This is a genomic window from Micromonospora sp. NPDC049044 (genome assembly GCF_040649215.1).
In the GTDB taxonomy this organism is placed as follows: domain Bacteria; phylum Actinomycetota; class Actinomycetes; order Mycobacteriales; family Micromonosporaceae; genus Micromonospora.
In genome coordinates this window covers 1-16,460 of sequence record NZ_JBEZFA010000025.1, presented here as the reverse complement: position 1 = coordinate 16,460, position 16,460 = coordinate 1, and the positions used below count along the sequence as shown (strand labels likewise).

13 protein-coding genes are annotated in these 16,460 nt (G+C 71.1%); 6 read left to right on the top strand and 7 right to left on the bottom strand.

Annotated elements, in window-relative coordinates; all coding sequences use genetic code 11:
- Positions 1 to 21 precede the first annotated feature (21 nt).
- On the top strand, positions 22 to 1,038 hold the full coding sequence (locus tag AB0B85_RS20820) for a methyltransferase (RefSeq protein ID WP_357409645.1): 1,017 nt from the start codon (positions 22 to 24) through the stop codon (positions 1,036 to 1,038).
- A gap of 73 nt (positions 1,039 to 1,111) precedes the next feature.
- Here AB0B85_RS20820 and AB0B85_RS20815 read toward each other — a convergent pair whose 3' ends face one another.
- The gene (locus tag AB0B85_RS20815) at positions 1,112 to 1,963 is read right to left on the bottom strand and encodes an alpha/beta hydrolase (RefSeq protein ID WP_357409643.1); all 852 of its coding nucleotides are present in this window, start codon (positions 1,961 to 1,963) and stop codon (positions 1,112 to 1,114) included.
- Between the two features lie 140 nt (positions 1,964 to 2,103).
- Between AB0B85_RS20815 and AB0B85_RS20810 the strand changes: the two genes are divergently transcribed.
- The gene (locus AB0B85_RS20810) at positions 2,104 to 2,970 is read left to right on the top strand and encodes a metallophosphoesterase (RefSeq protein ID WP_357409641.1); all 867 of its coding nucleotides are present in this window, start codon (positions 2,104 to 2,106) and stop codon (positions 2,968 to 2,970) included.
- A gap of 116 nt (positions 2,971 to 3,086) precedes the next feature.
- On the opposite strand, the gene AB0B85_RS20805 is transcribed toward AB0B85_RS20810, so the two are convergent.
- Complete coding sequence (locus AB0B85_RS20805) at positions 3,087 to 4,187, bottom strand: hypothetical protein (protein ID WP_357409639.1); 1,101 nt, start codon at positions 4,185 to 4,187, stop codon at positions 3,087 to 3,089.
- A gap of 422 nt (positions 4,188 to 4,609) precedes the next feature.
- On the opposite strand from AB0B85_RS20805, the gene AB0B85_RS20800 reads away from it, so the two are divergent.
- A complete protein-coding gene (locus AB0B85_RS20800) occupies positions 4,610 to 4,987 on the top strand; it encodes an integrase (protein WP_357409636.1) in 378 nt (125 codons plus the stop codon).
- A gap of 413 nt (positions 4,988 to 5,400) precedes the next feature.
- Entirely contained in the window at positions 5,401 to 5,652 is a 252-nt protein-coding gene (locus tag AB0B85_RS20795; RefSeq protein ID WP_357409634.1) for a hypothetical protein, read from the top strand.
- Between the two features lie 103 nt (positions 5,653 to 5,755).
- On the opposite strand, the gene AB0B85_RS20790 is transcribed toward AB0B85_RS20795, so the two are convergent.
- The 4 genes from AB0B85_RS20790 to AB0B85_RS20775 all read right to left on the bottom strand — a co-directional run bounded on the left by AB0B85_RS20790 (position 5,756) and on the right by AB0B85_RS20775 (position 11,809).
- Entirely contained in the window at positions 5,756 to 8,134 is a 2,379-nt protein-coding gene (locus AB0B85_RS20790) for a discoidin domain-containing protein (RefSeq protein WP_357409814.1), read from the bottom strand.
- A gap of 159 nt (positions 8,135 to 8,293) precedes the next feature.
- Positions 8,294 to 9,463 (bottom strand): putative sulfate exporter family transporter, encoded by a 1,170-nt coding sequence (locus AB0B85_RS20785; protein WP_357409632.1) that lies wholly within the window; start codon positions 9,461 to 9,463, stop codon positions 8,294 to 8,296.
- Entirely contained in the window at positions 9,463 to 9,609 is a 147-nt protein-coding gene (locus tag AB0B85_RS20780; RefSeq protein ID WP_167524827.1) for a hypothetical protein, read from the bottom strand. The genes AB0B85_RS20785 and AB0B85_RS20780 overlap by 1 nt, the downstream gene beginning before the upstream one ends.
- Positions 9,610 to 9,955: 346 nt before the next feature.
- Positions 9,956 to 11,809, bottom strand: a complete 1,854-nt coding sequence (locus tag AB0B85_RS20775; protein WP_357409629.1) for an adenylyl cyclase — start codon at positions 11,807 to 11,809, stop codon at positions 9,956 to 9,958.
- A 173-nt stretch (positions 11,810 to 11,982) separates the two neighbouring features.
- Between AB0B85_RS20775 and AB0B85_RS20770 the strand changes: the two genes are divergently transcribed.
- A complete protein-coding gene (locus tag AB0B85_RS20770) occupies positions 11,983 to 12,624 on the top strand; it encodes a GNAT family N-acetyltransferase (RefSeq protein WP_357409627.1) in 642 nt (213 codons plus the stop codon).
- On the opposite strand, the gene AB0B85_RS20765 is transcribed toward AB0B85_RS20770, so the two are convergent.
- Entirely contained in the window at positions 12,625 to 13,383 is a 759-nt protein-coding gene (locus AB0B85_RS20765; protein ID WP_357409625.1) for an alpha/beta hydrolase, read from the bottom strand.
- 59 nt (positions 13,384 to 13,442) lie between these two features.
- Here AB0B85_RS20765 and AB0B85_RS20760 point away from each other — a divergent pair.
- The coding region (locus AB0B85_RS20760) for a BTAD domain-containing putative transcriptional regulator (RefSeq protein ID WP_357409622.1) at positions 13,443 to 16,460 on the top strand (3,018 nt) is incomplete at its 3' end.

The following is a 16,460-nucleotide window of genomic DNA, read 5'->3' as shown; positions in this document are numbered from 1 at the left end:
GACGTATGGTCTGATGTTTTCGTGACCACTCCCACTCCCCTGATGCGCCTGGTGGCCGGTGTGTGGGGGTTCAAGACCCTCGCGGCCGGCGTCGAGCTGGGCCTGTTCACCCGGTTGGCCAGCGGGCGGACGATGACCGTCGACGAGGTTGCCGCCGAGTTCGGGTTGCCCGACCGGCCCGCGGACCTGTTGCTGGCCGCCAGCGCCTCGCTCGGCCTGTTGGAAAAGGTCGGCGCCGGCTACCGCAACTCGGATTTGGCCGAGCAGTTCCTGGTCGAGGGTCGCCCCTACTACTTCGGCGCGCAGATCCGCTACTCGGACGAGCGCACCTACCTGCCCTGGCACCGCATCGGCGAGGCTCTGCGCACGGATCGGCCGCTGACCTGGGATCCGGAGGCCCAACAGTCGATGTTCGACACCGCCGACCCGGAGATGCTTGCCCAGTTCTGGGACGCGATGTTCGCCACGTCCAGTTTCACCGCCAAAGCGCTCGCCGACGCGTACGACTTCGCCGCGCACCGCCGGTTGCTCGACGTGGGCGGCGGCGCCGGCGCGTTCCCCATCGAATTCTGCCGCCGCCTGCCCGAACTGCGGGCCACCGTGCTGGATCTGCCGCACGTCTGCGTACGGGCGCGGGAGCGGGTCGCGGAGGCCGGTCTGACCGGGCGGATCGAGGCGGTCGCCGGGGACTTCCTCGTCGACCCGGCGCTGCCGGACGGGCACGACGTCATCCTGCTCAGCATGATCCTGCACGACTGGGACGAGCCGACGAACCGGGCGCTGCTGGCCCGCTGCCACGCGGCGCTGCCGCCCGCTGGGGCGGTCGTCGTCTGTGAGCTGCTGCTCAACGACGAGCGCACCGGCCCGCCGGAGGCGGCGCTGATGGGCATGAACATGCTTGTCGAGACCGAGGGCGGTCGCAACTACTCGGGCGCCGAATACGCGGCCTGGCTCACCGACGCCGGCTTCGTCGACGTGCGTACGGTGCGCTTCGACGCCCCCGGCGCCAACGGCGCGGTGGTGGCCCGCCGGCCCTGACCGACGGCGACACCCGGCCCCGGTGCGAACCCTGGGCCGGGTGTCGTGGCGTCCGATCGGCTACCGGTGCGGGTCAGGCGCGAGCCTTGGCCGGCTGCTTCATGAAGTCCATGATCGCCTTGTTGACCTCGTCGGCGTGGGTCCACGGGATGCCGTGCGGCGCGCCCTTGAGCGTGATGAGCTGACCGGTCGGCATCATCGGCCCGAGCCGCTGACCGGTCACCGGGTAGGGCAGCACCCGGTCCTGGTCACCCTGGATGATCAACACCGGAATCTTGATCTTCGGCAGGTCCGGCCGGAAGTCCTCCTGCCAGGCGTCCACGCTGTCGTGGGTGGCCTTGCCGGAGGCCATCGCGCCGATCTGCCAGTGCGCCCGGTAGGCCTCCTCGCTCACCCGCTTGCCCATGTTCTGGTCCGGGTTGAAGAACGCGTCGCAGAAGGACGTCAGGTAGGCGAAGCGGTCCTTGATGATGGCGTCCTGGAAACCCTTGAACAGGCTCCGCTCGACGCCCTCCGGGTTGTCGCTGGCCTTGGCCAACATCGGTTGCAGCGGGCTGAGCAGCACGGCCCGACTCACCCGTTGCGAGCCGTAGTTACCGAGGTAACGGACCACTTCCCCGGTGCCCATCGAGTGACCGATCAGGGTCACGTCGTTCAGGTCCAGCTCGGTCATCAGCACGTCCAGGTCCGCGGCGAACGTGTTGTAGTCGTATCCGAACGCCGGCTGGGCGGAGTTACCGTTACCGCGCCGATCGTAGGTGATCGTCCGGTATCCGGCGTTCTGCAACGCCCTGGTTTCCTTCTCCCACGTTGCCCCGTTGAACGGGAAGCCGTGGATGAGCACCACGGGCTTACCGGAACCGTGATCCTCGTAGTACAGGTCGATGGGCGCGGAGTTTTCCGTACCCACGGTGATGAAAGGCATGTCTGTCTCCTGCTCCGGTATCGGGCTGTCGGACGTCGCGGCTTTCCCGCCGAGTCGGCGGATATGCGGGCGACGGGAACCGCCCAGCGAGGCCGGACAGGGGGTGTTCCGATCGGACCACGAGGGCCTAGCCTCGGAGCGTGAGCCTCTCTCCACAACTGCGGGCCGTCAGCGATCTGCACATCGCCTACCCGGAGAACCGCTCGTTCGTGCAGGAGTTGCGCCCGGACCACGACGGCGACTGGCTGCTCGTCGCCGGCGACGTGGCCGAGCTCTACGCCGACATCGAGTGGGCACTGACGCTGCTGAGCAGCCGGTTCGCGAAGGTCGTCTGGGCGCCGGGCAACCACGAACTGTGGACACCAGCGAAGGACCCGGTGCAGTTACGCGGCGAGGCGCGCTACCAGGAACTGGTCCGCATGTGCCGTGAGCTGGGCGTCGTCACCCCGGAGGACCCGTACCCGGTCTGGGACGGCGTGGGCGGTCCGGCCACCATCGCGCCCCTGTTCGTGCTCTACGACTACACGTTCCGGGTGCCCGAGGCGAGCACCAAGCAGGAGTCGCTGGATCTGGCGTACAAGGCCGGCGTGGTGTGCACTGACGAGGCGCTGCTGCACCCCGACCCGTACCCGACCCGGGAGGCGTGGTGCGACGCCCGGATCACCGAGACCGAGCGCCGGTTGGCCGACCGCGACCCGGCCCTGCCGACCGTGCTTGTCAACCACTACCCGCTGGTACGCGAGCCCACCGACGTGCTGTGGTACCCGGAGTTCGCCCAGTGGTGCGGCACCGTGCGCACCCGCGACTGGCACCTGCGCTTCGGTGCGGCCACGATGGTCTACGGGCACCTGCACATCCCCCGCACCACGTTCTACGACGACGTGCGGTTCGAGGAGGTCTCACTGGGCTACCCGCGCGAGTGGCGGCGACGCGGCGCGGTGCCCAACCCCGTGCGCACCATCAACCCGGCCGAGGACCTGCGCCGGATGCGACAGACGACGGGCTGACCGGCAACGAGAGCGAGGCGAGATCACCACGGTTTCGGCGATGTCGCGGTGTCCCAACGGCTCGGACACCGCGACATCAGCACGACCGGGGCGATGATCGATGCGTCGGTGCGCCCTCAGTCGGTGAACGCCCGCAACCCGAGGCGTGCTGCCAGCGTCGCGGCGAGCCAGGTGACACGGTGGTCCCTCGCGGCCAGTCCGGCGCGGGCGACAGCGCACCAGTCCTCCCGATTCACAAGGGCAAGGTAGCCGTCCAGAACGCGTTCCCGTCCCCCCTCGGGCCACGCGATTCGGTCCGCCGCTGCCCCCTGTAGATATCCGGCCAGTTGCGCGGCGACGTAGAAGCGCTCCACCGACGGCTCCAGCCGACCGGCGAGGCCACAGTGGGCCGCCAGCACCGCCGGGGCGGGCGGATAGTGTTCGAGCGTCATGCCCATGCCGTCGCTGTCGGCCATTGTCGCCAGCAACCGGCCGGTGTGGTCGATCACCTCAAGGTCCGGGTCCGGCGCGGTGATCGCCTCGTGCAGGTGCGCGGTGGTGGCGACCTTTCCGGCGAAGTAGCCGTTGAGAAAGTCGCCATCACACGCACGACGCAGCAGCCACTGCCGCGCCCCGATGCCGCCGACCTCGCACAGGGTCTGCACGACATACGCCCGGCCCCAGCCCGTGACCCGCTCGGCCAGCCACAGCAAGGCGTCCGAGCCATCGCGCCGTCGTTTCAGAGCGTGGGCGGCCAGTGGACCGAAGTGCTTCGACAACAGCCCGATCGTCTTGATCAGCGTGATGTCGTCCTCATCCCACACGGTGCCCAGCAATGCCAGGCCGACAATCGCAGCGCAGCGATCGGTGGCGTGCTGGACGAGCCAGCGACCGGTTTCCCGGACCCGGTCGGCGTCGACCCGACATGCCGCAGCCGAGATGTGGTCGTTGGGGTGGATCGGAACGTAGAGGCCATGGAATGCCTCGACGAGATCGCCTGGAACGGTGGACGGATCAGCGAAGTGCGCATCCAGCAGTGCGGCGACATCAGCACCGCTGCGCCGTGAATCATTTGGCGCCGAAGGACGAAACTTCCGATCTCGGTGCTGTTCGTCATCCGGGTAGGGCACGCCGTCACCAGGAAGGGGCGAGTCGGGATCCGCGCGATGCAACAGCGACGCATGCGCAAACAACGACATCTGGGATCCGAGCAGTCCAGGCTCGGGTGTCACGCTCACCGGCGGACGGAGGACTCGATTCTGTCGATCATGCCGAGATCATGCCAGGCGCTCCCGCCGCTGAGCAACCCGCTTCACACCTGCGGGGCCGGCCGCGCACGGCCGGGTGAGGCCGGCCACCGCCGCCAGTCGCGCCACGCCGGCCGGCGCCGGGTGCGCACGAGCGATCTCGGCGAGCACGGTACGCGCCAACGGCCGGCACCCGGGCCTCAGCCGGCGCGACATGGTCCGCGTCCACCGCCTGCGACGTCCTCCGCGCGCCGAGTTCCACTGGGTCGTGGCCGCCCCCGCAGCCGCGAGATCACCTCCGTTCAGCGATAACGCGGTATCCCAGCAGCTCCGACACTCCGGCATCACGAATCCGAGTCGATCATCACGGGCGACGGCGCGTACGGTGGCCGCCTGGCTGGCAGCATGGGCGGATGAGATCGAGGCTGCGCACGCTCCACATAGACGGCCGGGAGTTCACCTGGAAGGCCGACATCCGGTCCACAGCTGGCTCTGACGGTCGTCTTCACCGCTGCATAAGGCTCCGCGTGTGGGGTGCGGGAAAGAGCGGTCGCGCCCTACAGGTCGACTTGACCGAGCGGCCCACCGGCGCCTCTGACGGTCAGTACGTCGAGACCGACGTGCACGGCAGCGGAGAGGCGTATCCCTACCCGACAACCGCGGACGTACGCGTTCTTGTCCATTACGGCCTGGGCGCTGGATGGGCGCCGCAGGCGCTGGGTGGAACGTTCACAATCGCCCCGCCGGCCGAACTCGAGCTGCCGCGATTTGCCATCACCGAGCCTGTGTGAAGCGTTGAACTGTAGGCCTCACTCAATCGCTCCGCGAGCCGGTCGAACCGACCCTGGGTCGCCGCGCGGTCGACGTGCCGTGGCATCTCCAGACCATCACCTGCACCTGGCTCCACCCGAGCGTTCGATGCCGCCAGCACCGACTGCGGCAGTGCGCCCTCCACCATGGCCCGCAGGAGCGACTCCGAGCTGAGGCCCTGCTCTACCGGCGCGACCGGCTCGTCCAACTTCCGGAGCAACGACCACCAATGCGCGTCTGACATTGTCACGCGAAGGACCGTAGCCAGCCTGGATATCGCAGTGTGGATACCGGACGACGCTCCTACGCCGGCCGGCAGGTTGTGGAGGATCCGCCGGGCACCAGCACGGCTGTGGGAGCTGAAGCCTTCCGTCATTCGCTGTGGGGTTCCGCGGTGACTCGTCAGCTGGGCGCGACGTTCCTGCCGCAACTCGCCGACGTCACGGTCGAGAATCGGGGTAACCTCCAGGTCTTCCCCGGCCAGCTCGATGCCTTCGACAAGGGGTGCACCCTCCACGTCGAGAACGTCGAGCTGCTGGCCGCCGCGACCGGATACGACGCGGAACGCATTCTCCGCTACCTGACCAATGCACGGGACGCCGTGCAGCGCGCCAAGGCGGTGCAGGGCGGCATCATCATTTGGTAGTCGGCGAACGCCGGAAACCCGCCTTCGCGTCGGTTGCTCAGTGCCCGACCGCCGGGTGGAGGAGCGGCCGCCGGTCGACGTCCGGCGGCCGCCCCACGTCCGGTCAGCTTGCGTACACCTCCAGGGCTGACAGCTGCCCGGCCGGCCAGCCGGTGTTGCCGGTGACGGTGACCCGGACGTAGCGGGTCTGCGTGGCGCTGAACGTCAGCGTCACCTGGTTGCCCGTCGCCGGGTCGAAGGTGCGCGCCGCCGAGCCGACAAGCGTGCTGAAGGAACCCCCGTCGGTGCTACCCGCCACGGTGAGGGTCTGCGTGCGAGTGGCCCAGGCCGACGACGGCGGCAGCTTCAGCACCACCCGCCCTACCGTGCGGGTCGCGCCCAGGTCGACCTGCACCCACTGCGGGAAGGCGTTGTTGGCGCTCTCCCAGTAGCTGTTCGCGTCGCCGTCGACCACGTTGCCCGAACCGTAGCTCTGCACGTGGCTGCTCTCGCTTGTGGGCCGCCCCCGGGCCAGGTCGGCGTTTGCCGGGGCGTCGGTGGTGACGGTGACCGCGTTCGAGGCCGCCGAGGTGTTGCCGGCGGCGTCGCGGGCGGTGACGGTGAAGGTGTACGCGGTAGACGCGTTGAGCCCACTCACGGTCGCCGTGGTGCCCGTGACAGTGCTGACCAGGGTGCCGCCCTGGCGTACCTGGTAACCGGTGACCCCGTTGTCGTCGGTCGACGCCGTCCAGGCCAGGGACACGCTGCTCGCCGTCCGGCCGGTCACCGTGAGGCCGCTCGGGGCGGTCGGCGGGTTGTCCGTGGTGCCGCTGGCGGCGTACACCTCGACCTGGGAAAGCTGGCCCGCCGGCCAGCCGGTGTTGCCGGCGATGCTCAGCCGAATGTGGCGGGCCGTGGTGGTGGCCAGCGTGCGGGTGACGGTGTTGCCGGTCGCCGGGTCGAAGGTGAACGCGGAGGCCCCGGCGATGGTGGCGAAGGAGCTGCCGTCGACGCTGCCCAGCACGGTGATGGTCTGGGTCCGCGCGCCCCAGCCGGCCGGCAGCCGCAGCACGAGCTTGGTGACCTGGTGGCTGGCGCCGAGGTCGACCTGCCACCAGTGCGGGAACGCGCCGCCGCCGCTCTCCCAGTAGCTGCCGGCGTCGGCGTCCACCGCGTTCGACGCCGGGAACGGGCCGTTCTGGCTGCTCGCCGAGGTGGGCCGACCGGCGGCGAGGTTCCCGGTGGCCGGCGGCGGGGTGCCGAGCGTCGGCGGGGTCGGGCGTACGGCGGTGAGCGCGAGCTGTCCCTTGAGCATCCGGCCGCCGTCGCCGGTGATGCGCAGGTAGTAGTCGGAGGAGCAGGCGACGCCGTCCTCGTCCAGCGCGCGGATGTTCGCGCCGGCCGGGGTGGTGGCCTGCGTCTCGGACGTCTTGGCGATCTGGTTGCCCTCGTTGTACTCGTCGAACATGGACACGTAGAGGCCCTGGGAGCCGAGCCGGACCATGTTGTAGATGTGCCGCCAGTAGAAGTCGCCGTGCCTGCGGTGCCCACCGGCGAGGTCACCGGGCATCACGCAGGGCAGGTAGTCGATGCCGTGCGTCGCGCAGTCGGCCAGGTCGCCGACGTTGACGTTGTTGTAGTACGAGTCGAGCTCCTCCACAGTCCTGGCCCGGTAGACCATCCACGGCGAGATCGCGTGGAACGCGTGGTAGACGTCGAGGAAGCCGGCGCGGGAGTCCTCGATGCCCTGCCGCCACCAGGTGGGCACGCCGCCGATGACGTAGCAGCCCTGCGCCTTGAACCAGTTGACGACCTCCAGGCACGGCTCGGGGGTGAAGGGCCGGCTCGGTTCACTGAAGCCGAAGCCCCAGATGCAGACGACCGGCTTGCCGTTCTGGCGGGCGTACGCGCTCGACGCGGTGTGCGCGGACATCTTCGTCGTCCAGTCGGTCTTGATGTCCGCCTGGAAGCTCAGCCAGTCGGTGACGTCGTACATGATGTAGAACTTGCGGCCGTGGCGCTCGGCCGCTGACCGGACCTTCAGGGTCATCGCGTCGCGGGTCGGGCCCTCGTCGCCCATCGGGTTGAACCGTTGCAGCGCGGCGGTGTCGCAGCCGTACTCCTGCATCCACCGGAAGTGGGTGTCCACCGTCTGCTGGTCGTAGGACGAGAAGAGGGTGGCCGGCGAGCCGTTGCCGAGGTTGGGGTACGCGGTGGGATAGCTGCGGGTGTACTCGCGCAGGTCCGGCCAGGACACGATTGTGGTGTTCGCGGGCGAGGGCGGCTGGAAGCGGTCGCGGCTCCAGTGCCACCAGCCGCCGATGGGCGCGGAGTCGCCGGGGGCACTGAACCAGCCCTGGTAGCCGACCGTCACCTTGCCGACCACGTCACCGACCGGGCTGGCGGCCTGCGCGGGGCTGGCCAGGAGTTTCGTGGTGGAGGTGGCGGCGAGGGCGGACCCGGCCAACACGGACGTGACGAACCTGCGGCGGGAGACCGCCATGACGATCACTCCCTCTGGGACGGAAGGCATTGACGGCCATCGTGGCAGCAATGAATGCCAGCCCGCAACAGTGAGACTGATCGATGGAAATATTTGCCAGTGAATCGGAAGGAGTAGCGTGCCCCCACCCCGGGCCCGGTCAAGGGTGGGGGCACGCGCTCAGGCCGAGAAGTTGCGGAACAGCAGCGACGCCAGGCCGAGCGCCAACGCCAGGTTGAAGACGGTGGCACTGGCGAACACCGCGACCGGCCGCCAACCGGCCTCCCGCAACGACGAGACCCGGACCTCCAGGCCGATGCTGACGAAGGCCAGGATCAGGAACCAGACGCGCAGGTCGTTGACGATGGCGATGGCCGCCTTGCCGTCCGCGCCCGTCGCGTCCAGATACCAGGTGGCGATGACCGAGGCGGCGACGAAGCCCAGGACGAACTTGGGAAACCGCGCCCACAACTCGCCGAGGCCCGGTCGGGCCGCGCCGGGCCGCCGTTCCACACGCAGTGTGAAGTACGCGGTGAGCGCCACCGCGACGACACCCATCAGCGCGTTCTGCGTGACCTTGACGATGCTGGCGATCTGGAGCGCCTCCTCTCCGGCGAGCGCTCCGGCAGCGGTGACCGCGGCGGTGGTGTCGATGTTGCCGCCGATCCACGCCCCGGCCACCGCGTCGGACAGTCCGAACACGTCGGCCAGCCAGGGCAGGACGAAGATCGACGGCAGCGCGAAGACGATCACCAGGCTCGCCGTGTAGGCCAACTGCTCCCGGCGCGCCCGGACCGCCCCGGCGGCGGCGATCGCGGCACTGACCCCACAGATCGACACCGCCGAGGCGAGCAACGCCCGCAGCTTGTCGTCCAGGCCGAGCCTGCCGGCCAACCACCAGGTGAACAGGAAGACCCCGCTGATCAGCAGGATCGCCTGGGCGATCGCCGGCCCGGCGGCGCTGGCGATGACGGCCAGGTTGATCGAGGCCCCGAGCAGCACGAGCCCGGTCTTGATGAAGAATTCGGTCCGGAATGCGGCGGCGATCCGGCCCCGCCAGCCGAGCAGTGTGACGGCGACGTTGCCCAGCAGGCCGAGCAGGATGGCGTAGACCGGGTACTCGACGGCGGCCCCGATGTCCTCCACTGCGGTGCCGTCGGCCCAGTCGGGGACGTTCTGCTCCAGGTAGCGGGTGAGCGCGGCGAGGCCGACCACGACCACCAACCCGAGCAGGGTCCAGGCCCAGAACAGGTCGTCGCGCGCCACTGTGGTCGAGGCGGCCGGGTCGCCGGTGGTCGACTCGTCGCCGGTGCGGGGCTCGTCGCCGGTGCGGGTCGCGTCGGTGGCCATCAGGGCACCAGCCCGGCAGGGATGGCACCGAGCAGGACCAGTGCGAGCAGGGCGAGGCCAAGGATTGTCGCGAGCCAGTCCTCGTTGAACGCGAGCCGGGACTCCCCGGCCGTCGGTGGGGTGGGCGGTGGCTGATCAGATGTCATGGCGTACTCCATGGTCGTGAACCGATCCGGCGGGCCGGATCGGTGCAACGTGCGGTGATGAGGGCGCCGGACTCAGGCGTCGACGCGGGATCAGGCAGCGCGGCCGGAAGAGGAGGGCGGTGCTGCGCGGCTCAGTCGGTGGCCGGTGCGCCCGGACAGAGCTCGCTGGCGGTCCGCATCAGGTCGACGACCCGACGCGAGGTGAGGAGCGGACCGACCGGCATTCACCTATTTTCCTACCGCCATGATAGGAATTCAAGGCTGTTGACGCAGAATCTCCGTGGGCGGGAACGGACGACGGGGCCGGAGCCTCGCCGGCTCCGGCCCCTCGGTACGACCGGGATCCCTACGGGGTCGGATACTGCGCGAGGTAGACCGGCGCGCCGACCTTCGCCATGTCGGCCGCGTCGCCGACGCCGTTGACCACGTGGTCGATCGTTCCGGCGCTCAGGTTCACGGTCATGATGTGGTGCAGCGTCACACCCGGCCGGTTCGGCACCTCGAAGCCGTTCTCGGTGCGGATCGACGGGTTGTTCTGGTTGAAGACGTACACCCCGCCGCCGTACAGCGTGTGGTGACGCACCCGGTCACCGACCTTGTACCCGGCCCAGCCCTCGACCGGGCCGTTCATCCAGTCGGCCTGCGTCGGCGGGTCGTACGGCAGCTCGTTCTGGTAGAGGATGGTGGTGCCGTGCTCGCCGTTCCAGACCGTGTTGTAGCGCTGGAAGTGCTCGACGAACAGGCCGGTGGCCGTCACGTGGTCGCCGTTGATGACGGCGCCGTAGCGGCCGATGTTGGTACGCCAGCGGTCGGTGTCGCCGTTGACGCCCTCGGTGAAGCCCTCGACGCCGTGGTCGCCGCGCCACACCCAGGTGTGGTCGATGAGCACGTTGTCGCTGTTGACCTCCAGCGCCGTGTTGGTCCGGCCGATGTGCGGACCGCCGACGCGGAAGTACACGTCGGACAGCGTGGTCGGGTTGGCCGGGCTGCTGGCGTCGCGGCCGTGCTGACGGCCCACCCGCAGCAGGACCGGCGACTCGACGGTGCCGGCGTCGATCGTGACGCCGGCGACGATCACGCCGGGCACGTCAGCGACGTCCAGCGGGACGGCGCCGTTGACCGCGGTGAGGGTGGCGTGGCCGATGCCGAGCACCACCGTGTTGGCGCGGCGGATCTCGATGCTGCGCGCGATGTCGTACACGCCGGGGGTGAGCAGCAGGTGCTTGCCGCGTGCGAGCTGACTGTTGATCACCTGCACCGGGTCGGACGGCTTGGCGACGAAGAAGTCGTCGATCCCGATGGTCCGCCCGGGGGTCAGGCCGTCGGCCCAGGAGACGCCCCGGCTGTCGCGCCGCGCCGACGGCACCCGCACGTGGTAGCGGCCCTTGCCGTCGACGAACAGGTACGGCTTCTCCCGGCTCACCGGCGTGGTGTCGAGGGTGGTGTACGGCGGGTCCGGGAACGTGGCGTCGTCCGGTGCGCCCTCGACGCCCGCGAAGACCTGGTTCCACACCGCGTTGGACCACCCGGCGACCTCGCTGTTGCGGGTGAGCCACTGCTGCTGGGAGCCGTTGGTGGTGGCCGGCAGCCGCGAGTCGGCGATGAAGCCGCCGCTGGCGTACTGCGGGCCGGCCGTGCAGTAGTCCATCAGGGACAGTCCGCCGCCGGTGATGTTCAGCCGGCGCATCGAGACCGCCTGGGACACCGCCCAGAAGTTCGCCGTCGACCGGCAGCCGTCCTGCCCGGCGGCGTTGACGGTGAGCGAGAGGTTGGACAGGGTGCGCCAGAAGTTGACAAGCGCGAGGCAGTTGCCGGTGCCGCCGTCGGCCAGGCAGCGGTTGTAGACCTCGATCTTGCCGTTGACGGCGACGTCGGTGGGCGACGCGCCCAGGCCGGCGACCTCGGTGTAGTAGCCGACCTTGGCCTGCAACGGCTGTTCGGCAGTGCCGTACGCGCCCGGCTTGAACAGGTAGGCGTGCCGCTCGGTGCCCATCTCGTTGTCGACCTGGCGGGCGTGCGCGGCGTCGAGGGTCTGCTGGATCTCGCCGACCGGCATGCTCGGGTCGAAGATCGTCACGTTCGACCCGAAGTCGGGTGCGCCGTGCGTGGGGCGGCCGGCGGTGGCGGCGGTGCCGGTCGTCGTGAGGGCGGTGGTGACCAGAAGGGCGAGCAGGAGGGTACGTCGGGACGGGGTTGTCATGTGGTTCGTCCTCTCCGCGACCGGGTGGTACTCCCGGCGCAGCTGGGGCCGTGAGAGCGCTCTCTGGTGTTTCTACCCGGTCCGGCGGCCCCACGCCATGACCTCAGGACGGCGAACTTCGGGCCGGGCCGGCGAGAATGGACTGTGGCTCTCAGCCCGAGGAGGCGACGATAGTGGGTGGCACGTTGGCCGACGTCCTGGACGCGGCAGCACGCGGGCACTTCCCGCCGCCGGACGGCGGGACCACCATCGTGCCGCAGCACAGCCCCCGGGACGCCGGAGTGATCGCGTTCACCGCACACTCAGTGGTGTTCACCGACGAGGACCCCGACTGGGTCCGCCGCACCCTGGCCGCGCTCGACTGCGACTCGCTGGCGGCCACTATGAATCCGCGCTTTCTGGGTGCGCTGCTCGACCGCACCGGACGGTCGACGGACACCATCGACCTGCTGACCGTCGCCTCCCCGCTGGCCGGAGCGCCCCCGCTGACGCTGCGCGAGCTGACCGACACCGATCACCCCCGGGAGGCCAGGGCGCGCAGGCGTCGCGACGACGTCCGCGTCTGGGCGACCGAGGGCGGCGTGGTCGTCCTCGGCCGTGGCGTGGCGGGTCGCTGGGAGGCGGCGATCGAGGTCGACGAGGACGTTCGCCACCGGGGCCTGGGCCGGGCGCTGGCGACGGCAGCCCGGCACCTGGTGCCCGACGGCCAGCCGCTCTGGGCGCAGCAGGCCGCCGGCAACGCGCGCAGTGTGCGTGCCTTCCAGGCGGCCGGCTTCCGACCGGTGGGCGCCGAAGCGCTGCTGCTGGAGAAGTAGCTACCGATCCGCGCCCAGGAACTCGTCGATCATCGGCGCCAGCCACTCGGCGCGCTGCGGGATCGTGGTGTGGGTGGTGCCCGGCAGGATGGCCAGCCGGCAGGCCGGCAGACCGGTCAGGTCGCCGGGCACCCCGCCCCCGAGCAGCCGGAACATCAGCACCGCGTGCTCGGGCTGGACGATGTCCGAGTCGGCCAGCACGATCATGGCGGGCGCGGCCAGGGCCTTGATCTGCTCGGGCGTCCAGCGCGGCAGGTTCGCGTCCAGCACCTTCATCTTGGTGACCAGGTTGGCCCAGCCCGCCGGGTCCGGTGCGGTGCGCAGGTACTCCTCGTGGAACTCCGAGCCGTGCAGGTGCTCCGGCCGCAGATCCTGGATCCCGTCGAGCAGCCCGGGGTGCAGACCGTCGTCCTCGAAGCTCACCGAGGCAAGGACCAGCCGCCCGACCCGCTCGGCGTGGTCGGTGCCCAGGCGCAGCCCCACCGCCGCGCCCATGCTCCAGCCGAACACGTCCGCCCGCTCGACACCCAGCCGGTCCAGCAACTCCACCACGTCGGCGGCGAAGTGCTCCACAGTCAGCGGACGGTCGACGTCCGGGGTGTGGCCGTGCGCCTGCAACTCCACGGCGACCACCCGCCGCGACTTCGCCAGCAACGGCAGGATCATGCCGAACGAGGTGCCGATGCCCGAGAGCGCGCCGTGGATGAGCACCAGCGGCCGGCCCTCGTCACTGCCATGTGTCTCGTGATAGATCTCCATGCCCACACGGTGCGCCGGCCCGCTTACGGTCTGCTTCAGGTCGCCTTACCGGCGATAGGATGTCCGCCGTGCAGTTCGGGGTGCTCGGGCCGCTCGCCGTCACCACGGACGCCGGCGAGCCGGTGGTGGTGCCCGGCGCCAAGGTGCGCGCCCTCCTGGCCGACCTGTTGACCAACCGCAACCAGGTCGTCTCCGCCGACCGGCTCATCGACGACCTGTGGGGTGACGACTCCCCCGCCAACCCCGCCGGCGCCCTCCAGGTGCGGGTGTCGCAGCTGCGCAGGGCGCTCAACGACGCCGAGCCGGGCGCCCGCGACCTGGTCGAGTCCCGCGCTCCCGGCTACCTGCTGCGGGCCGACACGGTCGACGCCGACCGGTTCGCCGAGCTGGCCCGGCACACCGACGTCGATCGGTTGACCGAGGCGCTCGGGCTGTGGCGGGGCGAGGCGTACGCGGACGTGGCCGACGCCGAGTTCGTCCGCGCCGAGGCGACCCGACTCGCCGAGCAGCGCCTCGCCGTGCACGAGCGGCTCGCCGAGGCCCGGGTGGCCCGGGGTGAGCACGACCTCGTCGCGGCCGACCTGGCCGAGCTGGTCGCCCGACACCCGCTGCGCGAGGGCCTGCGGGCTGTGCAACTGCGCGCGCTGTACGCCGCCGGTCGCCAGTCCGAGGCCCTGGACAGCTATGCCGACCTGCGGGACCGGCTCGCCGACGAGCTGGGCCTCGACCCCGGCCCCGAACTGGTCGCCCTGCACCGCAGGATCCTCGAACAGGACGCCGGCCTGAGCGCGCCGCCCAAGGCCGCGATCATCCGCAACAGCCTGCCGGCCCAGCTCGACGAGTTGGTCGGCCGGGCCGAGGCGCTGACCGAGCTGCGGGCCCTGCTGCCCGCGCAGCGCCTGGTCACGTTGATCGGGCCGGGCGGCGTCGGCAAGACCCGGCTGGCCACCGAGAGCGCCCGCGCCCAGTCCTTTCCGGACGGCGTTCTGCTTGTCGAGCTGGCGCCGCTGCCGGCCGGAGCCCCGGGCGTCGCCGAGCAGGTGCTCGGCGCGCTGGACGTGCGCGAGGCCGCCGGCACGAGTCTGTCGGCCACCGACCGACTCGTCGCGGCGCTGCGGTCGCGGCACCTGCTGCTGGTGCTTGACAACTGCGAACACGTCATCGAGCCGGTCGCCGCGCTGGTGGCCCGGCTGTTGCGCGACGCGCCCGGGGTGCGCGTGCTGGCCACCAGCCGGGAGCCGCTCGGCCTGACCGGGGAGCTGCTCTGGGAGGTACCCCCGCTGTCGTTGCCCTCGGACAGCGACCCGGACGCGGTCCGACGCTCGGCGGCGGCCCGGCTGTTCGCCGCCCGCGCCGCCGCCCAGCACCGCGGCTTTCGTCTCGACGAGCACACCGCGGCGGCGGTCGCCCAGCTCTGCCGTCGCCTGGACGGCCTGCCGCTGGCGTTGGAGTTGGCCGCGACCCGCGTCCGCGCGCTCGGCCTGCGGGGTGTGGTGGACCGGCTCGACGACCGGTTCCGGCTGCTCACCACGCAGCAGCGCGACGTGCCGGCGCGACAGCGGACGCTGACAGCGGTGATCGGCTGGAGCTGGGACCTGCTCGACGACGGCGACCGCGCGGTGCTGGCCCGGCTCGCGGTGTTCGGCGACGGCTGCACTCCGGAGGCGGCCGAGGTCGTCTGCCGGACCGACCTCGACACACTGGCCCGCCTGGTGGACCGGTCGCTGGTGGTGCTTGACGACACCGGCGCCGGCCCGCGTTACCGGCTGCTCGAGTCGGTCGCGGCGTTCTGCCTGGATCACCTGGTCGACGCCGACGACACCCGGGCGCGGCACGCCGCGTACTACACCGACCTGGCTGAGCATGCCGACCCGCTGCTGCGCGGCCCCGAGCAGCAGCGGTGGCTGGCGCTGCTCGACGCGGAGACGGTGAACCTGCGCGCGGCGCTGGCGCACGGCGGCGGGTTGCGGCTCGCCGTCGCGCTGAGCTGGTACTGGTACCTCCGGGGCCGGCTCACCGAGGCGCGGCGGGCCCTCGCGACGCCGGGCGACCCGACGCAGGAGAGCCGCGCCGCAGCCTGGCGGACCGGTTTCGCGCTGTTGCAGGGCGAGCAGATCCCCGCGGCCGAGGTACGCGCCGCACTCGCCGGTGTCGCCGACGCCCGAGCCGTCTGGTTCGCCGCGAACGCGGTACTCGAGCGCAGCGACCTGCCGCTGGCGTCGGAGCTGCTGCCCACCGCCGCCACCGATCCGTGGACCGAGGCCGCGGTGCTCAGCTCCCGGGCCATGATCGCGCACGCCGGCGGTGACCTGGCCGCTTTGGAGAGCGCGGCGACGCGCAGCACCGCGCTGTTCGCCGAGGTGGGCGACCGGTGGGGCCGCCTGCAGGCGAGCGACTGGGTGGGTGGGCTGGCCGAGATTCGCGGTGAGTACGAACGCGCGGCGGCCCTGCACCGCGAAGGGCTGCGCTGGGCCGAGGAGCTGGGGCTGTGGCCGCACGTGGGCGGCAAGCTGTCCTGGCTGGCCTGGCTCGCGGTGCAGACCCGCGACTACGCGCAGGCCCGGGAGTTGGCCGAGCGCGCGTACCAGCTGGCGGTGGAACAGGGCTCGCCGAGCGCGATCGTCTTCGCCGAGCTCGGCCTGGGCTTCGCCGCCCGCCGCGACGGCAAGCTCGACCTGGCCACCACCCACCTCACCCGCCTCGCCGAGAAAGGGCGCAGCGAGGCCCAGCCGGCGCTCTACCTGCCGATGGTCCTCGTCGAGCTGGGTTACGCGGTCGAACAGAGCGGCGACCCCGCCGCCGCGCTGGCCCTGCACCTCGAGGCGTTCGACGTCGCCGAGGCGATGGCCACCGCGCGCGACGTGCTCGGCCCGCTGGAAGGGATGGCGTCGGCGGTGTCTTCGCCCGAGGTCGCGGCCCGGCTGCTCGGCGCCGCGGCCGCCGCCCGGCAGGCCGCCGGCACCCCGGCCGCGGCCGGGCCGCGGGGGCCGGCACCGCCCGCGACCCGAGAGCGGGTGGCGCCCCCGCTCCGCGGCCACGGAATCGCGCACGGCGGCCCGGGCGCCACACACCGACGC